The organism is Aeromonas sp. S12(2024) (genome assembly GCF_041402305.1).
GTDB lineage: Bacteria > Pseudomonadota > Gammaproteobacteria > Enterobacterales > Aeromonadaceae > Aeromonas > Aeromonas veronii.
Window position 1 is genome coordinate 87,636 of record NZ_JBGLRB010000009.1, and the last position, 17,511, is coordinate 105,146.

Below are 17,511 nucleotides of genomic sequence, written 5' to 3' on the forward strand. Positions count from 1 at the left end.
CCATGGCTCCCCTTCTGTCTATCCGTTATCCGCAAAGGATCAGGCGTCAGCCGCCTCTTCGTACTGACGGAACGGGATGCGGAACACCGCCAGACGCAGGAACAGATAGGTTGCGCCGAGGCCAGCCCAGATCAGGCCCAGCTCCAGCGAGCTCTGCTCCAGGTTGATCCACAGAGCACCGATGGTGGCGGCGCCGAGCAACGGCATCAACAGGTAGATGACGTGATCCTTGAGGGTCTTGTTGCGCTTCTCGCGCACCCAGAACTGACCGATCACCGACAGGTTGACGAAGCTGAAGGCCACCAGTGCGCCGAAGTTGACCAGCGCCAGTGCGGTATCCAGATCAAACGACACGGCGGAGAGGGCCAGACCGCCCACCATCAGCACGTTGATGGCCGGAGTGCGGTATTTCGGGTGGATGTAGCCAAACACCCGCTCCGGGATCATGCGGTCACGCCCCATCACGTAGAGGATGCGCGACACACCGGCGTGAGCCGCCATGCCGGAGGCCAGTACCGCGACCGTGGTGCAGACCAGCACCACGGACTGGAAGAAGGTGCCGCCAACGTAGAGGGCGATCTCCGGCAGTACCGCGTCCGGATGCTGGAAGCGGGCAAGGCTCGGGAAGTAGAGCTGCAGGCAGTAGGAGACCACCACGAAGATGATGCCGCCGATAAGGGCAGTCAGCACGATCGCCTTGGGGATCACCTTGCCAGCGTTCGGCGTCTCTTCGGAGAGGGAGCTCAGACCGTCAAAGCCCAGGAACGAGAAGCAGAGGATGGTCGCACCGGTAAAGAGCGGTACCAGCTGTGCTGACTCGAAGTGGAACGGACGGCTGCTCATCAGGGTGCCAGCCCCTTCACCGTGGTAGATGCCCCACGCCATCAGGCCGATAAAGAGGGTGATGATGGCCAGCTGGATCACCACGATCAGACCGTTGAAGTTGGCCACCAGATTGATGCCGCGCAGGTTCAGGAAGGTCATCACGGTCACCAGACCGAAGATGAACACCCAGGGCTCGACGCCCGGGAACATGGCGGTCAGGTAGATCTTGGCCAGCAGAATGTTGATCATCGGCATGAACATGTAGTCGAGCAGGGATGACCAGCCGACCATGAAACCGACGTAGGGGTTGAACACCTTCTGGGCATAGGTATAGGCAGAGCCCGCAGAGGGGAACTTGCGTACCAGATGTCCGTAGCTGAAAGCGGTGAGCAGGATGCCACCCAGAGCCAGCAGATAGGCGGTGGCGACCCGGCCGTCGGTGATGTCACCGACGATGGCGAAGGTGTCGAAGACAGCCATGGGGGTCAGATAGGCCAGACCCATCACAATCACTTGTGTCAGGGTAAGGGTCTTGAGCAGCTTGGCGTTTTGCGATGCCATTACGCTTTCTCCTCAATCAGTGCCGCAGCACGTGCTTGCAACGAGCGCAGGGATACGATGGATTCGCAAGCCTGTACATCAAGGGCGCCGGGGAGGCGCATACCGGGCTGTACCGGCAGGAAAGCATTAAAACGCCCCATTGTTATCCTCTCAACGTCGGGAGATTGTTTGGCAATCTCGAATATCACTTCCGGAAACGTTCCGGCCTCTTGTGGTGGGTTTGTACTGCACTTCAAAAATACAAAAACCGATGTCGCAGTGAACATCGGTCCTTTATTGGCGGCGTATTGTGCATTCGGTCAGCCCCCTTGACAAGCAAAAAAGGGCGGATTAACGCATTTTTTTGCATACGTACGGGGCAGGTAAGTGGTCACTCGCCCCCTGCAGCTTTCCCCGAGCCGCTCCCCCTTTTTCGGGGGGGAAGAGAACCCTGTCGTGGCGTATGAAAAATCGGCAAATCGGGGCTGCAGGGTGCATAGCGCCTCAACATTGATCCTGATCATATTTGGCGGCGTCCCCCCGGGCTCGAGTCCAGCGAACTTATCGGCTGGCGGGGGATGGGAGGGGTTGAAGTGGATAAAGAGTGGCTGCATATCCATTCACATTAATGACTGAGGATAGAAGGCAACGCGGCTCGGGCCATGGCCCGGCGAGCAGTCCGGCTGGGTAGTTATTTGAAATCAGTCACACTTCCTGCAGAAACCGCATTTCTGGCAACCCGTGCTGTTGGCCACCAGAGCACCGCAAAAACAACAAGGAGCCCGCAGGCTCCTTGTTCGCTATCGGGGGGAGGGGCGCCAGCGGTTACTGGGCAATCTCCACCTTGTCGGCGGTATGCAGCGGTATGCGGAACACGGTGAGGCGCAGGAACAGGTAGATGGCCCCTAGCGCCGCCCAGATCAGCCCCAGCTCGAAGGAAGAGGGCTCGAGGTTGAGCCACAGCACCCCGATGCAGGCGGCGCCACAGAGCGGCAGCAGCAGATACATCAGGTGATCCTTGAGACTCTTGTTGCGGCCCAGCTTCACATAGAAGTGGGCAATCACCGCCAGATTGACGAAGGTGAAGGCCACCAGGGCGCCAAAGTTGATCAGTGCCAGCGCCATCTCCAGATCCAGCGACACCGCAGAGAGGGCCAGCAGGCCGACCAGCAGCACGTTGAACGCCGGGGTTTGCCACTTCGGATGGATGTAGCCGAAGAAGCGGGCGGGCAGAGCGCGATCACGACCCATCACGTAGAGCAGGCGCGATACACCGGCGTGGGAGGCGAGCCCCGAGGCCAGCACCGCTACTGTGGTGCAGACCAGTACCACCGCCTGGAACAGCTTGCCGCCGACATAGAGGGCGATCTCCGGCAATACCGCATCCGGATGCTGGAAGCGGGAGATGTCCGGGAAGTAGAGCTGCAGGAAGTAGGAGGTAGTAACGAACAGCACACCGCCGATCAGCGCCGTCAGCACGATGGCGCGGGGGATCACCCGATCCGCGTCCGGGGTCTCTTCCGACAGGGTACTGATGGCGTCAAAACCGAGGAACGACAGACAGAGGATGGAGGCCCCCATCAGCAGCGGCGACACCTGGATCTGCTCGGAGAAGAAGGGACGGCTGCTGGCCACGGTCCCCAACCCTTCACCGTTGTGAACGCCCCAGGCGATCAGGCCGATGAAGATGGCGATGATGCTGAACTGCATCACCACGATCAGGCTGTTGAAGTTGGCCACCAGCTTGATGCCGCGCAGGTTGAGGGCGGTCATCACCGCCGCCAGACCGAAGATATAGGTCCAGGGCTCTACGTTCGGGAAGAGGGCTTCCAGATAGATCTTGGCCAGCAGCATGTTGATCATCGGCATGAACATGTAGTCGAGCAGGGAGGTCCAGCCCACCATAAAGCCGACATAGGGATGAAACACCTTCTGGGCATAGGTATAGGCGGAGCCGGCTGACGGGAACTTGCGCACCAGATGGCCGTAGCTCAGGGCAGTGAACAGCATGCCGATGAGGGCAAACAGGTAGGCGGTCGGCACATGGCCTTCGGTGATCTCGGTAACGATGCCGAAGGTGTCGAACACCGCCATGGGGGTGAGGTACGCCAGTCCCATAACCACGACCTGCCACAGTTTGAGGGTCTTTTTCAGACCAACCTGCTGGGCCGCCATTATGCATGTTCCTCATGCAGTGCCAGAGTGGCACGGTCCATCAACGAAACCGGGAGAGAGGCCCGGGAATCAAGGGCGCCAGGGCGGCGCACACCGGCCATGGCCGGTTGGAAAGCATTGAGATGCCCCATGTTGTTCCTCACTAGACTTGGTGTCGGGAGACTGCTGCCAATCTCGCTATCTTTTCCGGGGGTGATCCGGCCTCGTTTATGGGTGTGTTCACTGTCTAAAAAAGAACCGATGCCATTGTTTTACATCGGTTCTTTCAGTGGCGGCGCATTGTGCATTTGCAGGGCCCCCTTGACAAGAAAAAAAGGGGGCAAAATTGCATTTATTTGCACAGGTAAGTGGTCACTTTCCTGCTGGTCAGGCCAGCACGGCCTCCAGTGATTTTTCAAGGAGTTGCAACCCCTCGTCAATCACTGCCGCAGGGGCTGTCAGGGGGGCGAGAAAACGGATGACATTTGCGCGCACCCCGCATGAGAGCAGGACCAGACCCCGTTTGCCCGCCTCGGCCACCAGTCGCTTGGTGAGGTCGGGATCGGGTTGGCTGGCATCACGGCGTTTCACCAGCTCCATGGCCACCATGGCACCGGGGCCGCGAATTTGACCTATGCAGTCAAAACGCTCGGCTATGCGTTCCAGCCCCGCCTTGATCTGCTCCCCCTGATCCAGCGCTTTCTGGTTGAGTTTCTCCTCGTCGATCACCTGCAATACCGCCAGCGCGGCGGCGCAGGCGATGGGGGAACCGGCATAGGTACCACCCAGGCCCCCCGGCTTGGCCGAGTTCATGATCTCCGCCTTGCCCACCACGGCTGACAGGGGGAAGCCCCCCGCCAGACTCTTGGCCAGGGTCATGATGTCTGGCTCGATGCCGGCATACTCGGTGGCGAAGGTCTTGCCGGTGCGACAGAAGCCGCTCTGGATCTCGTCGCAGATGAGCAGAATGCCGTGCTGGTCGCAGACGCTGCGCAGCTTCTGCATAAAGCTCGGGGAGGCGGGGTAGAAGCCCCCTTCGCCCTGTACCGGCTCGATAATGATGGCGGCAACCCTGCTCGGCTCGATATCGGCACTGAAACAGAGCTCGAGGGCGTGCAGGGCATCCTCTTCACTCACCCCGAGATAATCGGCGGGGAAGGGGATGTGGTAGACCTCCCCCGGGAAGGGGCCAAAGCCGGTCTTGTAGGGGACTACCTTGCCGGTGAGCGCCATCCCCATCATGGTGCGGCCGTGAAAGCCCCCCTTGAAAGCGATGGTGCCGCTGCGACCGGTGTGGGCACGGGCAATCTTGATGGCGTTCTCGACCGCCTCGGCGCCGGTGGAGAGAAACAGGGTGCGCTTCGGGGTCGGGCCGGGCACCAGGGCGTTGAGCTTCTCGGCAAGCTCGATATAGCCCGGGTAGGGGGTGACCTGAAAGCAGGTGTGGCTGAATTTTTCCAGCTGCTCGCGCACCGCCGCCACCACTTTCGGGTGGTTGTGGCCGGTATTGAGCACGGCGATACCGGAGGCAAAGTCGATGTAGCGGTTGCCCTCCACATCCCACAACTCGGCATTTTGCGCCCGGTCGATAAAGACCGGCAGCAGGGTGCCAACGCCGTTGACCACGGCCGCTTCGCGGCGCGCTTGCCACGCCTTGTTTGATTCTGGCTGACTCATCTTTCCTCCCTGAGGGGCCGCAGCCCCCGATATTCCCTGAAAATGTGGCAGGCGTTTTGGCGCCCATCACCGCCGATCAGCCCATCGGGCCAGATCGGCGGCGCCTTGTCTCTCTGTTGCTGCCCTAGCGAATGGCGCCAAAGCAGAGGTATTTGGTCTCGAGATACTCCTCCAGCCCCTCGGCGGCCCCTTCCCGGCCCAGACCCGACTCCTTGATGCCGCCAAAGGGGGCCAGCTCAGTGGAGATAATCCCCTCGTTGATGCCGACCATGCCGTATTCCAGCTGCTCGGCGACGCGCCACACCCGGGCGATATCGCGGCCATAGAAGTAGGCGGCCAGGCCATAAGGGGTGTCGTTGGCAATGGCGATGGCCTCGGCTTCCGTCTCGAAGCGCACCAGCGGGGCGACCGGGCCGAAGATCTCCTCCTGCAGGATGGGGTTGGTTTTATCCACCTTGCCCAAAATGGTGGGGCGGTAGAAGAGGGGACCAGCGGGGTGAGCTTCGCCCCCCAGCAGCACTTCGGCACCGGCGGCGACCGATTGCTGCACCAACTCGGCTACCTTGCTGGCGGCAGCCGGGTTGATAAGCGGGCCAATCTGGGTGCCCTCCGCCATGCCATCCCCCACCTTGAAGGCGCTGACGGCAGCAGTCAGCTTCTCGGCGAAGGCGTCATAGACACTGGCCTGCACCAGAATCCGGTTGGCGCAGACACAGGTCTGCCCGGCGTTGCGGTATTTGGAGGCGAGCGCCCCGGCCACGGCGGCGTCGAGGTCGGCGTCGTCAAAGACGATAAAGGGGGCGTTGCCACCCAGCTCCAGCGAGAGGCGCTTCATGGTGTCGGCGCACTGGCGCATCAGCAGCTTGCCGATGCGGGTAGAGCCGGTGAAGGAGAGCTTGCGCACCACCGGATTGCTGCACAGCTCGTTGCCCACCGCGCTCGCCTGATGGCTGGTGACGATATTGATGACACCGGCGGGGATCCCCGCCTGCTCGGCAAGCAGCGCCAGTGCCAGCGCGCAGAGCGGGGTCTCGGCGGCAGGCTTGATGACGATAGTGCAACCGGCGGCCAGCGCCGGGCCCGCTTTGCGGGTGATCATGGCAATGGGGAAGTTCCACGGAGTGATGGCGGCGACGACCCCGACCGGCTGCTTGATGGTGGCCAACCGGCGATCGCCGCTAAAACCCGGGATGGTGCGGCCATAAGCGCGCTTGCCCTCTTCAGCGAACCACTGGATAAAGCTGGCGCCATAGGCCACCTCGCCCTTTGCTTCCGCCAGTGGCTTGCCCTGCTCGCAGGTCATGATGCGAGCCAGCTCGTCGCTGTGGGCTGTGATGGCGGCAAACCAGGCGTAGAGCTTGTTGCTGCGCTCCTTGGCGGTCAGCGCTGCCCAGGCGGGTTGCGCCGCGTGGGCGGCCGCGATGGCGCGGCGGGTATCCTCGGCATCCATGTCGGGTACCTGGGTAATGACGGCACCGCTGGCGGGGTTGGTGACCTCGAAGGTGCGGCCGCTGGCGGCCTCGCACCACTGTCCATCTATATAGGCGCGGGATGTGATCAAGCTGGAGTGGGATGTTGTTCCTGACATGAGAAGCCTCGAGTGTGGGTCAGAGCAGCTGGTTGCCGGAGTGAGCCGACCCTTCCTGCGCCGCTGCCGTATAAAATAATAAGCACAGGAAGACCATAATTTGAGCTGAAATGTTTTTCAAGTGTTAAATATATTTGAATTGCCGGGGGGCGCCATGCTAGAAAATGGGCTGTGTAGCGCGCTTTATCCGGCTCGCTTGCAGGCTGCAAGTGGGCAGACGACCGGGAGATGGTAAATCAGGTGTGCAAAATAATGAACGGTTGTGCTGTGTAACATAGTGAACGGCAAGGGAAAGCTGGTCGGCTATTTTAACCAGCAGGGTAAACAGGCAGCGCCTGATCCGATGCGATCACGCGCAAGCAGGAGAGGCTGATGATGCAAGGATGCAGAGATAGCGCAGCAGGGGGCTTTTCATGAGCGGGCCACAGAGCCGGGAGGGCGTGGCTCGACCGTTGAGTGGGGCTGACGCCGGGGCGCGCACCATGGGGGAACGGCTGGCGGCGGTGCGCCATCAGCTGGGGCTCTCCCAGCGGCGAGCGGCCGAGTTGAGCGGCCTGACTCATGGCGCCATCTGCATGATCGAGCAGGACAAGGTGAGCCCCTCGGTCGCCTCCCTGCAAAAGCTGCTCACCATCTACGGCCTGCCGCTGTCGCGCTTCTTCGCCGAGGAGGAGAGCCGCACTCCGGAGGTGGTGATCAAGGCTGATCAGCTGATCGAGCTGGGCAGTCAGGGGGTCTCCCTCAAGCTGGTGCACAACGGCAACAACCGCCGCCAGCTCGGCTTTATGCTGGAGACCTATCCCCCCGGCACCGACACCGGCGGTCAGGTGACCCATCAGGGGGAGGAGGTCGGCACCGTGCTGGAGGGGTCGGTGATCCTGACGGTGGCGGGCCAGAGTTATCCGCTGGAGGCGGGCGACAGCTATGTGATCGACACCGGCGAGCCCCACAGCTTCAGCAATCCGTCGGGGGAGACCTGTCGCATCGTCAGCGCCCACACCCCGGCGAGCTTTTAATCCTGACAGTAGTTTGGCAACCGAACCGGTAAGGAAACAGGGATCATGACCGAACATGTAAACAGTTACTACGCAGCCAGCGCCAATAAACACGCGCCCTATTCGACATTGACCGAGCAGCTGGAGTGCGATGTCTGCGTCATCGGGGCGGGCTATACCGGCCTCTCCAGCGCCTTGCATCTGGTAGAGAAGGGCTACAAGGTGGTGGTGCTGGAGGCCGCACGAGTCGGCTTTGGCGCCAGCGGCCGCAATGGCGGCCAGATCGTCAACTCCTACAGCCGCGACATCGACACCATAGAAGCGAACTGCCCGCCGGATCAGGCCAGGCTGCTCGGTTCCATGTTGTTTGAGGGGGGCCAGATCATCCGCGAGCGGATCAAGCGCTACAACATCCAGTGCGATCTGCAGGAGGGGGGGGTCTTTGCCGCCGAGACCGAAAAACAGTTCCACGAGCTCAAATCCCAATACGCCCGCTGGCAGAAGTGGGGCAACGACCAGCTGGAGCTGCTTGATGCCAAGGGGGTGCGCGAGGTGGTCGCGAGCGATCGCTACGTCGGCGCCCTGCTCGACAAGAGCGGCGGCCATATTCACCCTCTCAATCTGGCGTTGGGGGAGGCCGAAGCGATCCGCATCCAGGGGGGGCAGATCTTCGAGCAGTCCGCCGTCACCAGTATTACTCCGGGTCAGCCGGCGCTGGTCAAGACCGCCAAAGGAGCGGTGAAGGCGCGCTTTATCGTGGTGGCCGGCAATGCCTACCTCGGCAATCTGGTGCCGGAACTGGCCAGCAAGAGCATGCCCTGTGGCACCCAGGTGATCGCCACCGAGGTGCTGGGGGAGGAGCGAGCCCGCTCACTGCTGCCGCAAAACTACTGTCTGGAGGATTGCAACTATTTGCTCGACTACTACCGTACCTCCGGCGATCACCGGCTGCTCTATGGCGGTGGCGTGGTCTATGGCGCGCGGGATCCGGCGGATATCGAGCGGCTGATCATCCCCAAGATGCTGAAAACCTTCCCGCAGCTGGCCGACGTCAAGGTGGAGTACACCTGGACCGGCAACTTCCTGCTCACCCTGTCACGGCTGCCGCAGTTTGGTCGCATCGGCCCCAACATTTACTACATGCAGGGTTACAGCGGTCACGGTGTTACCTGCACCCATCTGGCGGGCAAGCTGCTCTCCGAGGTGCTGAGCGGTCAGGCGGAGCGCTTCGATGCCTTTGCCAAACTGCCGCACTACCCCTTCCCGGGTGGTCGGTTGTTCCGCATCCCCTTCACCGCCGCGGGCGCCGCCTGGTACACCCTGCGCGACCGCTTAGGGGTATAAGAGCTGCCCAGCGAGAAATGTGGGCTGGTGGTTGCCGCTTAGATAACGCTGACTCCAGTACCAATACCGGAAACAACAAGGCCACCGCGAGGGTGGCCTTGTTGTTTATCAAACTGCAGCGCGCTGTTTAGCTGTAGAAGGCTTCAACGGTGCCTTTGAGTTTGATCAGGATGGGTTGACCACGGCGATCCAGCGCCTTGGGGGAGGGGATCTTCACCCAACCTTCGCTGATGCAGTACTCCTCGACATCGGTGCGCTCTTTGCCGTTCAGGCGAATACCGATCGGGTGCTCGAAGCAGGCGGCCACATAGTGAGGGCTGCGGGGATTGCAGGAGAGGTGATCCGGCAGAGCCGGTTTGGTGCTGGTATCGCTCATCGATATAACCCGAAATGAATAAAAAGTGGGTCATTGTAGAGAATGCTGTCATGGCATTCAAGGCGGCCCCAATACCGGCCAAGGCGGGCGGCCATCTATGTTGGCGCTCCGCTTATCCCCGTTGCCAATGCATCACCAACTCGGGGTGGCCGCTATGCTCGCATAACTGTTGCTCACCCTCTTTAAAACCGTTGCGGCAATAGAAGCGCCGCGCCTGCTCATTTTCGGCGTAGACCGTCAACTCGAGCTGGCCATATTGGGCTTTGAGGTGTTCGAGCAGCTGGCGACCCAGCCCCTGTGATTGCAAGCTCGGGGCGATGAAGAGGGCGGCAACAGAGCCCTGATACCAAGAGATAAAGCCCGCCAGCTGCCCCTGCTCCTCATAAACCCAGCTCTCGCTGGCGGGCAGATAGATATCCCGCATCGCTGCACGCTGCGCATGCCAGAAGTCGGCGGGAATAAAGTCGTGGGCCTGCACCGATGCCTGATACCAGAGCTCGACGGCGGCATCCAGATCGGTTGTTAATAATGGGCGGATCATAGTGGCCTCGACTTTGAAGAGTGGTCGCACGATATGCCCGATCCATGTCGTGTTATCGGGCATATCGTCTATCGCAGGCTGGCTACTATTTGCGGGTCAGCTTGTCGAGGTAGCCCATGGCGAAGGCCGAGAGGACAAAGGTGATGTGGATCAGCAGGTACCACTTGATCTTGTCGTTAGGGAGATTTTCGGCATTCATAAACACCTTGAGCAGGTGAATGGAGGAGATGGCGACAATGGAGGCGGCGACCTTGTTTTTCAGGGAGCCGGCATCGAGCTTGCCGAGCCACACCAGTTTGTCGCCCTCATCCCCGACATCGAGGCGCGAGACGAAGTTCTCATAGCCGGAAAACATCACCATCACGATAAGTCCCCCCACCAGGGTGATATCGATCAGCGACAGTGTGACCAGCACCAGATCCACCTCTTTCATCTCCAGTATGTTGGGCAGGATATGGAGGATCTCCTGAAAGAATTTCACTCCCAGTGCCAGCAGTATGAGGCTGAGCCCAAGATAAATGGGGGCCATGATCCAGCGGGATGCGTACATCAATCTTTCAAACATGTTTTCCATAGTGCGATTACAGGTCCATCAAATGGTTAACAAACGAGTCGGCCATAGCTTAACCGAGATGCCTCACATCTCAAGCATCTCGATAGCATATTGCTGAATTGGGTAGTGTCAGGCAGGAGTTTTTAACCCTGGGTAGGGCAGTGTAGCGGGTGGCAGAGGGCCCGTGGTCGGGCCTATCCGGTGTCAGGGAAGATCCAGGGTAAAGCGGGCGCCGCCGAGGGGGGATTCATCGACCCGGATCTGGCCGCCATAGCTGTGGACGATTTCGGTCACCACCGCCAGTCCGATGCCCTGACCCGGCGAGCTGTCGGCCCGCACGCCGCGCTGGAAGATCTGCTCCGATTTGGCCGGTTCGATACCCGGGCCATCATCTTCCACTTCGATACGCAGCCGCTCGAGATGGCGGCGCACCGTCACCTTCACTTCGCTGATGGCAAACTTGCAGGCGTTGTCGAGCAGGTTGCCCATCAGCTCCATCAGGTCGCCCTGTTCGCCGTGGAAGAGGGCGTCATCATCGAACTTGAAGTGGGTTTGCAGCTTCTTGTGGCGATAGACCTTGGTCAGGCTGGCCAGCAGTTTTTCAATCAGCGGCACCGGCTCGGTGCCCTTGCTGGCAAGGCGCTGGCGGCCGGTCACGGCCCGTCTGAGCTGATACTGGATCATCTGATCCATGGTGAGGATCTGCTCATTGATGTTGTCGTGGATCTCCCGCCCCAGCTTCACTTCGCGGGTGGTGATCTGGATCAGCGCCAGCCGGGTTTTAAGGCTGTGGGCGAGATCGTTGAGGGCGTGCTGGTAGCGCTGGGTCTGCTGGCGTTCGTTCTCCAGCAGCTGGTTGATGGAGTCGGTCAACGGGGCCAGCTCCCGCTCAAAATCGCTCGAGAGGTCATCGCGCTTGCCGGCCCGGATATCGTCGATCTGACGGGCGATGGTGCGCAGTGAGCTGAGGCTCCAGAAGGTGGTGAGCAGCAGCAGCCCGGCCAGCAGCATATAGGCGAGCAGCGCCTGTTTGGCGGTCTGGTAGAGGTAGGTGCGGGACTCTTCGTGATAGCGTTTGGCCGAGTCGATCATCACCACGTAGTAGGCGGTGGTGCCGCTGCCGGGATTGCGGATAAACCGCAGGCTGTAGACGAAGTAGCTCTCGCCGTTCTTGATGGTGTGCTTCTTGAAGAAGTAGTCGAGATCCATCCCCCCCAGATACTTCATCAGATCGCCGCAAATGGTCTGTTTGGCCTTGATCACCTCCGGCATATGGAGGCTCGACCAGACCAGATCGCCATCGGCGCGGCAGATCAGGGTATCGAGGTTGCGATCCCCCGCACCACGGGATATCCGCCCCAGCTCGACGCTCGACCCCTTGTCATCCGGCTCGGTGGAGGAAAACAGCTTGGCCAGGTTCTCCTGCATCCGGGCGCTGGCCTTCTGGGTCTGCTCCTCGACATGGCCGAGGTAGAGGGCGTAGACGGCAAACCCCATGATAAGCGCGATGACCAGCAGCGAGCTGAGCAGCAGTTTGATGTGCAGTGAGCTGCGGATCATCTTGATGGGGCGCGGCAGATGAAACGGCATCAGTTACAGGAGAGGTTGAAGATGTAACCCTGACGCCGGATGGTGGAGATGGGTTGAATCGTCCCTTCCGGATCCAGCTTCTTGCGCAGGCGGCTCACCATCACCTCGATGGTGTTGGGGTCCCCTTCGCCGTCGCCGTAGAGCTGGTCGAGCAGTTGCTGCTTGGAGACCACCTGACGGGCGTTACGCATCAGGTACTCCAGAATGAGGTATTCAAAGCTGGTGAGCACCGCCACTTCACCGGCGATGGTCAGCTCCTTGCGGGAGAGATCCAGCTCGTAATCACCGGCCTTCACCCTGGGCGAGATAAAACCGGCACTGCGGCGCACCAGCGCATTGAGTCGGGCCAGCAGCTCATCTTTCTGGAACGGTTTGACCAGATAGTCATCAGCACCTGCTTCCAGTCCTTCGACCTTGTCCTGCCAGTTGCCACGGGCGGTCAGCACAATGATGGGGAAGGGGATCTGCCGTTCACGCAGTTGCCGGATCAGTTGCAGGCCGTCCATATCGGGCAGACCGAGGTCAATGATGGCCACATCAATGGGATAGTCGGCGGCGTAGTGCAGTGCAATCCCGGCCTGGTCGGTGCTGTAGACCTGATTGTCGGCTTCGGTCAGCAGAGAGGAGAGGTGGTGATTGAGCAGCTTGTCGTCTTCGACCAACAGAATTTTCATGATGTGAGCGGTCATAGGGATCCAGGCTGTCAATTAGAAAGTGTATGTCGCTTCGAGTCAATTCGAATCCTAATGCATCCCGGCTGTATCGGGACTGAATCAGCGGGACTTCAGAGTTCGCGCCAACTGGTCGTTTAACCATGGTCCGGGTTGTCGATGGCATGCTGGTCGGCAGCCATGCTGCGAAAGGTTTGATGTGATGAGAGAGATGGCCGGAAGGCTGCTGGCGCGACTGCAACAGCGTGAGCGCAGCGACCTCCTCTATATTGTCTGGCTCTGCTGGGGGGCAGCCTTGCTGCTCTACGTGCTGGGGTCGCCCTGTTTTCTGTGGCCAGTGGCGCCGATGCCGCTGGTTCTGCTTGTGTGGTTGGTGGAGAGAGTACGGATGTTTGGAAGAACAAAGGTGGTGCGGCTACTGCGTCAGCCACCGTGATTGCAGCCGGTGCACGCTTCAAGGGCGAGTTGCAGGTGGAGGGGGATCTGGAGGTGCGCGGTCAGGTCAATGGCACCATCCAGCTCAGCGGTGGTGTGCTGCGCATCATGCAGGGCGGTAGCGTTGAGGGGGAGGTGAGTGCGCCTCACGTGATCATCAATGGTCTGCTGGAGGGGACGTGCACCTCCGCCGAGGTGGAGATCCTGGAGAGCGGCAAGATGCAGGGGATCTTCAAGGGGGGCAGTCTCTCCATCTGCAAGGGCGGCAACTTTGTCGGTCAGTCCCAGCCCACCGTGGCCGGCAAGGCCGATCCCGTGTTGCAAGCCTTGTCTGAAAACCGATCGCCCGAGAACAAGCAGCCAGAGAACAAGAACAATGTGAAAAAGCTGCCGCACGAGCCGAAAGGCAAGCCGACCGAGGAGCTGGCCAAGCAGGCGTGATGCCGTTTGCCAGCGGTGCAGATGACGGTTGTTCAGGAAAACAGAGAGGGGGCCACGATGGCCCCCTCTCTGTTTTCCTGTCACCCGTTAGCTGCGGCGCGGCGGCAGCATATTGGTGAGGGTGTTGTCTTTGAGAATATGGTGGTGATAGAGGGCCGCCACCGTGTGCAGGCCGATCAGGGCGTAACCGATATTACCCAGCGTCTCGTGCACCTCCTTGATCAGTCCCTTGAGATCCGGACTTGGGGAGAGCAGGGATGGCAGCTCAAGCCCGAAGAAGGGGATGGGCTTGCCCGCGGCGCTCAGTAGCAGCCAGCCAAACAGCGGGGTGAGAATCAGAAAACCGTAGAGGGCGAGATGGGCCAGTTTTGCCAGCTTGTGCATGATCGGGGAGAGCTCGGGCACGATACGGGGCGTCGGGCTCCTCCAGCGCAGCGCCAGTCTGACAAACACCAGGGCGAAGATAAGCAGCCCCAGCATAAAGTGCCACTCCTTCATCAGATCCCGGCCAGGGTCCCCTTTGGGGAAAATATCGCGAAATTCGATCAGGGCGTAGACGGCGATCATGGCCCACAGGGTCAGCCAGTGCAGCCCGATATTCAGGGTGCCATAACGTTGTTCACTGTTCATCAGCATAGGTTTGTTCCTTCGAAGTGCTGTCACATCCGTGTGGCATCCCCGCACTCAAGTGTGTCGGGGCGAAGCCAGATCCTTTGGCGGCAACAGGCAGGCTGCCATGCTTGCCATCAACCGGCAGCCTGCGGCTGGCCTCAGTCAGAGAGGAGGTGCCCTCTACTGTCTGCATGGTATCACTGGCAACCGGGTGGATAGTCTGATCAATGCCACACAATTTTCAGGCTCATTAAGCCCCTTGTGACGTGAAGAAGGCGTGAAATAGCATCAGTGATGTTGGCCCGCCCAGGTTCAGGCGGGCTCGATGGCCAGCACCACGCAATCCGGCTCGCTGATGCGAAAACGGACGTTGCAGTCAAACAGCCGCACCCCGTACTCCTTCTCATCGGGCTTGCCCTTCTTGTAGGCGGGGCGCGGATCTTGCGCCAGCACTTCGCTCACCAGCTGGCGCAGCTCGGGGTGAGCCTTGAGCCAAGGTTGCAACTGCTGCTCTGCCTCGGCACTGAAGCTCACCGCCAGCGGCGGGGTGGGGGCGTCGGGGGCAAAACCACCACGGGCATCCGGCAGGCTGTCGGCATAGGGAATATAGGGTTTGATATCGACGATGGGGGTGCCATCGAGCAGATCCACCGCCCCCAGCTCTAGCCACAGCTTGCCCCGCTCACGGCCGATCCCGTGTAGCTCGACCACTGAGAGCCCAAGCGGATTGGGGCGGAAGGTGGAGCGAGTGGCAAAGACGCCGACCCGCTCGTTGCCGCCAAGGCGGGGTGGACGCACCGTTGGGTGCCAGCCCTGCGCCATGGTCTGGTGAAAGACGAAGCTTAGCCACAGATGGGAGAACTGCTCGATGCCGCGCAGCACATCCGGCTGATCGTAAGGGGGGAGCAGCTCGAGGCGGGCGCGGGCCGATTTGACCAGTCCGGGCTGGCGGGGGATGGCGAACTTCTCCTTGTAGGGAGAGCGGATGATCCCGAGGGTGTCGATTTCGAACTTCATGGCGGATCCTGACTGAAAACCCCGGCAATTTAGCACAGGCGGCCCCAAAACGCAGGCTTGGCCTCAGTACGCCCTTTTTTGCGGCGCTGCCGTGATCCCTGTCCCATCCCGGCCAGTCGGGGGCTGTGCCATACCGTCAAGTTGCGTAGGGTGGAGGCAACTGGCGTGTCAGGATGAAATGTGCGCACTCGCGCCGAAGGGGGAGGGAGAGGGATGAAACTGCTGATTATCGGTGGCACCGGCTTTTTGGGGCGTCACCTCACCGCGCTGGCGCTGGATTGGGGCCATGAAGTGACGCTGTTCAACCGTGGCCTGCACCAGCATCCAGACTGGCGCGATCTGGTGCAGCTCACCGGCGACAGGGACAAGAGCCTGAGCGCCCTGCAAGGGGCCGGGTTGCAGTGGGATCTCGTCATCGACACCTGCTGCTATCGCCCCGAGCAGGCGGCGAGCCTCTCGGCGGCCTTGCTAGGGTGCTGCGCACGGCTGATCTTTATCTCCACCATCAGCGTCTATCGCGATTTTTCAATGCCCGGGATGGATGAGTCGGCGCCGCTGCACCCTATCCCCGAAGGTGAAATGCCCACTGACTATGGCCCGCTCAAGGTGTTGTGCGAGCAGGAGTATCGCACCCGCTGGGGCGATCGGCTCTGTATCCTGCGCCCGGGCGTGCTGTGCGGCCCCCATGATCCCTCAGGTCGCATGGCCTGGTGGATTAAGCGGGTGCAGCAGGGCGGGCCCTGGTTGCTGCCGGGCAGTGGCGAGGATCGCTTGCAGTATCTCGATGTGCGCGACTGTGCCGAGTTTGTGCTGCGGGCCGCCGAGCAGCAGTTGGGGGGCACATTCAACTTGCTCAAGCCCGGCATTACCCTCTGCGACTGGCTGGAGCGGCTGAGCGCCCGGTTGCAGCCCGCCCGCCCCATCCAGCCCGAATGGTTGCCTTGGTCGACCCTGATGGCTGCCGGAATCGAGCCCTGGCAGAGCTATCCCACCCTCTTGCCCTGCGTGCAGGCGGAGTTTGCCGGTTACGGCTCTATAAGCGCCGAGGCGGCCATCGTCCACGGGTTGAATTTCCGGCCGCTGGAGGAGACCGCCGCCGACCTTGCCCACTGGCTGGCCATCGAGCCTGCCGCCGGGGTAGCGGAACATGCCATGACTCAGGCCGAGGAGGCTTTGCTGCGGCAGCAGCTGCTGGAGCCCAGTTTGTAATAAGAGAGAGTGCATCGAGCCGCTGCTGCCGAACGTGGCGCGGCAGGTGTGAATACAACGAGAGAGGGCATCCCGCGGGATGCCCTCTCTGTCTATCCAATGTCTGATGGTTGCCGAATACAGGCTGACGCGATTCCCCATCGTATCGCTGTCGCTCACCGAGTTAGCGGATGGCGGCCCCCGCGGCTACCAGCAGCTCTTTCAAGATGGCGCGATGGCAGCGGGACTCCTGCTCGCAGTAGCAGCCCACCGACAGGTTGGTGGTATGAGAGAGGGCGGCCAGCAGCGCCAGATCGTGCCTGGCGGCAGGTTGCGCCATCTCGGCCTTGTACTGTTTGCCAAACGCCGCCCACTGGGCGGGCGTTTCGGCTGCCTGCCCCAGCTTCATGGTTTCGCTGCTGGGGGCCAGGTTGGGAAACCAGACATCGTACCAATGCTGGCTGGCAAATTCGCTCTTGGGTACGCCGCGGGGCGGGCGGCGCACCGTGCCGATCCGCAGCCCCTCATCGGGCAGGCGCGGGCTGCCAAGGCGAACGATAGCGAGGGCCATGACAGCGGGTTACTTCTCTTCGGCCACTTTCAGCGCCTGCCCGTAGCAGATCACCTGTTTCAGGCAGCCCGGGGTGTCGCTGAACTCGGCGCATTTGTCGATGGTGACGCCGTTGCCGCCCATGTCGGCTGCGCGGCGGCGGGCCAGAGTGCGCGCTTCACCGGCGTTGGGCACCGGCTGGTTGGCATCGGCCTGGCAGGATTCACCCTCGATGGTGCCGAGGTAGAGGTAGTTGAGGTCCGCCAGCTCATCCTGTTCATAGATGCGCACGCTACCGGGTTTGAAGTATTCGTCGAAGTTCTCTTTATCCAGATTGCTGTTGAAGGCGTAGTTGGCACAGCCGGAGGCAATCAGGGGCATCATCAGGATCAGGCGTTTCATCGTCTCGTATCT

General features: G+C 60.9%; 19 protein-coding genes. 5 read left to right on the plus strand and 14 right to left on the minus strand.

Annotated elements, in window-relative coordinates; translation table 11 throughout:
- Window positions 1-39: 39 nt before the first annotated feature.
- The 5 genes from ACB035_RS10670 to ACB035_RS10690 form a co-directional block, all read right to left on the minus strand.
- On the minus strand, window positions 40-1,386 hold the full coding sequence (locus ACB035_RS10670; RefSeq protein ID WP_021230506.1) for an APC family permease: 1,347 nt from the start codon (window positions 1,384-1,386) through the stop codon (window positions 40-42).
- A complete protein-coding gene (locus tag ACB035_RS10675; RefSeq protein ID WP_021230505.1) occupies window positions 1,386-1,652 on the minus strand; it encodes a hypothetical protein in 267 nt (88 codons plus the stop codon). The genes ACB035_RS10670 and ACB035_RS10675 overlap by 1 nt, the downstream gene beginning before the upstream one ends.
- A gap of 538 nt (window positions 1,653-2,190) precedes the next feature.
- Window positions 2,191-3,540: an APC family permease gene (locus ACB035_RS10680; protein ID WP_201909390.1), complete on the minus strand. Its 1,350-nt coding sequence runs from the start codon at window positions 3,538-3,540 to the stop codon at window positions 2,191-2,193.
- 366 nt (window positions 3,541-3,906) lie between these two features.
- Window positions 3,907-5,196 carry a 4-aminobutyrate--2-oxoglutarate transaminase gene (gabT, locus tag ACB035_RS10685; protein ID WP_371167251.1) on the minus strand — a complete coding sequence of 430 codons (1,290 nt, stop codon included), beginning with the start codon at window positions 5,194-5,196 and terminating at the stop codon, window positions 3,907-3,909.
- 124 nt (window positions 5,197-5,320) lie between these two features.
- Window positions 5,321-6,784, minus strand: coding sequence for an NAD-dependent succinate-semialdehyde dehydrogenase (locus ACB035_RS10690; RefSeq protein WP_371167252.1), 1,464 nt, complete (start codon window positions 6,782-6,784; stop codon window positions 5,321-5,323).
- 413 nt (window positions 6,785-7,197) lie between these two features.
- On the opposite strand from ACB035_RS10690, the gene puuR reads away from it, so the two are divergent.
- Complete coding sequence (gene puuR / locus ACB035_RS10695) at window positions 7,198-7,800, plus strand: HTH-type transcriptional regulator PuuR (RefSeq protein ID WP_158112887.1); 603 nt, start codon at window positions 7,198-7,200, stop codon at window positions 7,798-7,800.
- Window positions 7,801-7,845: 45 nt separating this feature from the next.
- Window positions 7,846-9,123, plus strand: a complete 1,278-nt coding sequence (locus ACB035_RS10700) for an NAD(P)/FAD-dependent oxidoreductase (RefSeq protein ID WP_371167253.1) — start codon at window positions 7,846-7,848, stop codon at window positions 9,121-9,123.
- Window positions 9,124-9,250: 127 nt separating this feature from the next.
- Here the strand turns inward: ACB035_RS10700 and ACB035_RS10705 are convergent, their stop codons facing one another.
- From ACB035_RS10705 to ACB035_RS10725, 5 genes are all read right to left on the minus strand, one after another.
- Entirely contained in the window at window positions 9,251-9,499 is a 249-nt protein-coding gene (locus ACB035_RS10705; RefSeq protein WP_005338226.1) for a DUF3297 family protein, read from the minus strand.
- Between the two features lie 112 nt (window positions 9,500-9,611).
- A complete protein-coding gene (locus ACB035_RS10710; RefSeq protein ID WP_371167254.1) occupies window positions 9,612-10,040 on the minus strand; it encodes an N-acetyltransferase in 429 nt (142 codons plus the stop codon).
- Window positions 10,041-10,125: 85 nt separating this feature from the next.
- Complete coding sequence (locus tag ACB035_RS10715) at window positions 10,126-10,614, minus strand: TIGR00645 family protein (protein ID WP_042009950.1); 489 nt, start codon at window positions 10,612-10,614, stop codon at window positions 10,126-10,128.
- Between the two features lie 183 nt (window positions 10,615-10,797).
- A complete protein-coding gene (locus ACB035_RS10720; RefSeq protein WP_371167255.1) occupies window positions 10,798-12,183 on the minus strand; it encodes an ATP-binding protein in 1,386 nt (461 codons plus the stop codon).
- Window positions 12,183-12,857, minus strand: coding sequence for a response regulator transcription factor (locus ACB035_RS10725; RefSeq protein ID WP_041201856.1), 675 nt, complete (start codon window positions 12,855-12,857; stop codon window positions 12,183-12,185). The genes ACB035_RS10720 and ACB035_RS10725 overlap by 1 nt, the downstream gene beginning before the upstream one ends.
- A 199-nt stretch (window positions 12,858-13,056) precedes the next feature.
- Here ACB035_RS10725 and ACB035_RS10730 point away from each other — a divergent pair, with 199 nt between their 5' ends.
- Both ACB035_RS10730 and ACB035_RS10735 read left to right on the plus strand, forming a co-directional pair.
- On the plus strand, window positions 13,057-13,290 hold the full coding sequence (locus tag ACB035_RS10730) for a hypothetical protein (RefSeq protein WP_371167256.1): 234 nt from the start codon (window positions 13,057-13,059) through the stop codon (window positions 13,288-13,290).
- The gene (locus tag ACB035_RS10735; RefSeq protein WP_371167257.1) at window positions 13,287-13,730 is read left to right on the plus strand and encodes a polymer-forming cytoskeletal protein; all 444 of its coding nucleotides are present in this window, start codon (window positions 13,287-13,289) and stop codon (window positions 13,728-13,730) included. Before ACB035_RS10730 ends, ACB035_RS10735 begins: the two co-directional genes overlap by 4 nt.
- 87 nt (window positions 13,731-13,817) lie before the next feature.
- Here the strand turns inward: ACB035_RS10735 and ACB035_RS10740 are convergent, their stop codons facing one another.
- Entirely contained in the window at window positions 13,818-14,366 is a 549-nt protein-coding gene (locus tag ACB035_RS10740) for a cytochrome b (protein WP_371167258.1), read from the minus strand.
- A gap of 288 nt (window positions 14,367-14,654) precedes the next feature.
- On the minus strand, window positions 14,655-15,359 hold the full coding sequence (gene tsaA / locus ACB035_RS10745; protein ID WP_019445624.1) for a tRNA (N6-threonylcarbamoyladenosine(37)-N6)-methyltransferase TrmO: 705 nt from the start codon (window positions 15,357-15,359) through the stop codon (window positions 14,655-14,657).
- A 213-nt stretch (window positions 15,360-15,572) separates the two neighbouring features.
- On the opposite strand from tsaA, the gene ACB035_RS10750 reads away from it, so the two are divergent.
- Window positions 15,573-16,568, plus strand: a complete 996-nt coding sequence (locus tag ACB035_RS10750; protein WP_371167259.1) for an NAD-dependent epimerase/dehydratase family protein — start codon at window positions 15,573-15,575, stop codon at window positions 16,566-16,568.
- Window positions 16,569-16,731: 163 nt separating this feature from the next.
- Here ACB035_RS10750 and ACB035_RS10755 read toward each other — a convergent pair whose 3' ends face one another.
- Window positions 16,732-17,118, minus strand: coding sequence for a DUF488 domain-containing protein (locus tag ACB035_RS10755; RefSeq protein ID WP_058057756.1), 387 nt, complete (start codon window positions 17,116-17,118; stop codon window positions 16,732-16,734).
- A gap of 9 nt (window positions 17,119-17,127) precedes the next feature.
- Complete coding sequence (rcsF, locus tag ACB035_RS10760) at window positions 17,128-17,499, minus strand: Rcs stress response system protein RcsF (protein ID WP_013723982.1); 372 nt, start codon at window positions 17,497-17,499, stop codon at window positions 17,128-17,130.
- Window positions 17,500-17,511 lie beyond the last annotated feature (12 nt).

Excerpts from the sequence above, each read along its gene's own strand:
- ACB035_RS10725 (WP_041201856.1), bottom strand. The coding sequence starts at position 12,857 with ATGAAAATTCTGTTGGTCGAAGACGACAAGCTGCTCAATCACCACCTC.
- ACB035_RS10750 (WP_371167259.1), top strand. The coding sequence starts at position 15,573 with ATGAAACTGCTGATTATCGGTGGCACCGGCTTTTTGGGGCGTCACCTC.
- ACB035_RS10675 (WP_021230505.1), bottom strand. The coding sequence starts at position 1,652 with ATGTTCACTGCGACATCGGTTTTTGTATTTTTGAAGTGCAGTACAAAC.
- ACB035_RS10710 (WP_371167254.1), bottom strand. The coding sequence starts at position 10,040 with ATGATCCGCCCATTATTAACAACCGATCTGGATGCCGCCGTCGAGCTC.
- ACB035_RS10755 (WP_058057756.1), bottom strand. The coding sequence starts at position 17,118 with ATGGCCCTCGCTATCGTTCGCCTTGGCAGCCCGCGCCTGCCCGATGAG.
- tsaA (WP_019445624.1), bottom strand. The coding sequence starts at position 15,359 with ATGAAGTTCGAAATCGACACCCTCGGGATCATCCGCTCTCCCTACAAG.
- ACB035_RS10705 (WP_005338226.1), bottom strand. The coding sequence starts at position 9,499 with ATGAGCGATACCAGCACCAAACCGGCTCTGCCGGATCACCTCTCCTGC.
- ACB035_RS10680 (WP_201909390.1), bottom strand. The coding sequence starts at position 3,540 with ATGGCGGCCCAGCAGGTTGGTCTGAAAAAGACCCTCAAACTGTGGCAG.
- ACB035_RS10670 (WP_021230506.1), bottom strand. The coding sequence starts at position 1,386 with ATGGCATCGCAAAACGCCAAGCTGCTCAAGACCCTTACCCTGACACAA.
- ACB035_RS10690 (WP_371167252.1), bottom strand. The coding sequence starts at position 6,784 with ATGTCAGGAACAACATCCCACTCCAGCTTGATCACATCCCGCGCCTAT.
- ACB035_RS10720 (WP_371167255.1), bottom strand. The coding sequence starts at position 12,183 with ATGCCGTTTCATCTGCCGCGCCCCATCAAGATGATCCGCAGCTCACTG.
- gabT (WP_371167251.1), bottom strand. The coding sequence starts at position 5,196 with ATGAGTCAGCCAGAATCAAACAAGGCGTGGCAAGCGCGCCGCGAAGCG.
- puuR (WP_158112887.1), top strand. The coding sequence starts at position 7,198 with ATGAGCGGGCCACAGAGCCGGGAGGGCGTGGCTCGACCGTTGAGTGGG.
- ACB035_RS10740 (WP_371167258.1), bottom strand. The coding sequence starts at position 14,366 with ATGCTGATGAACAGTGAACAACGTTATGGCACCCTGAATATCGGGCTG.
- rcsF (WP_013723982.1), bottom strand. The coding sequence starts at position 17,499 with ATGAAACGCCTGATCCTGATGATGCCCCTGATTGCCTCCGGCTGTGCC.
- ACB035_RS10715 (WP_042009950.1), bottom strand. The coding sequence starts at position 10,614 with ATGGAAAACATGTTTGAAAGATTGATGTACGCATCCCGCTGGATCATG.
- ACB035_RS10700 (WP_371167253.1), top strand. The coding sequence starts at position 7,846 with ATGACCGAACATGTAAACAGTTACTACGCAGCCAGCGCCAATAAACAC.
- ACB035_RS10730 (WP_371167256.1), top strand. The coding sequence starts at position 13,057 with ATGAGAGAGATGGCCGGAAGGCTGCTGGCGCGACTGCAACAGCGTGAG.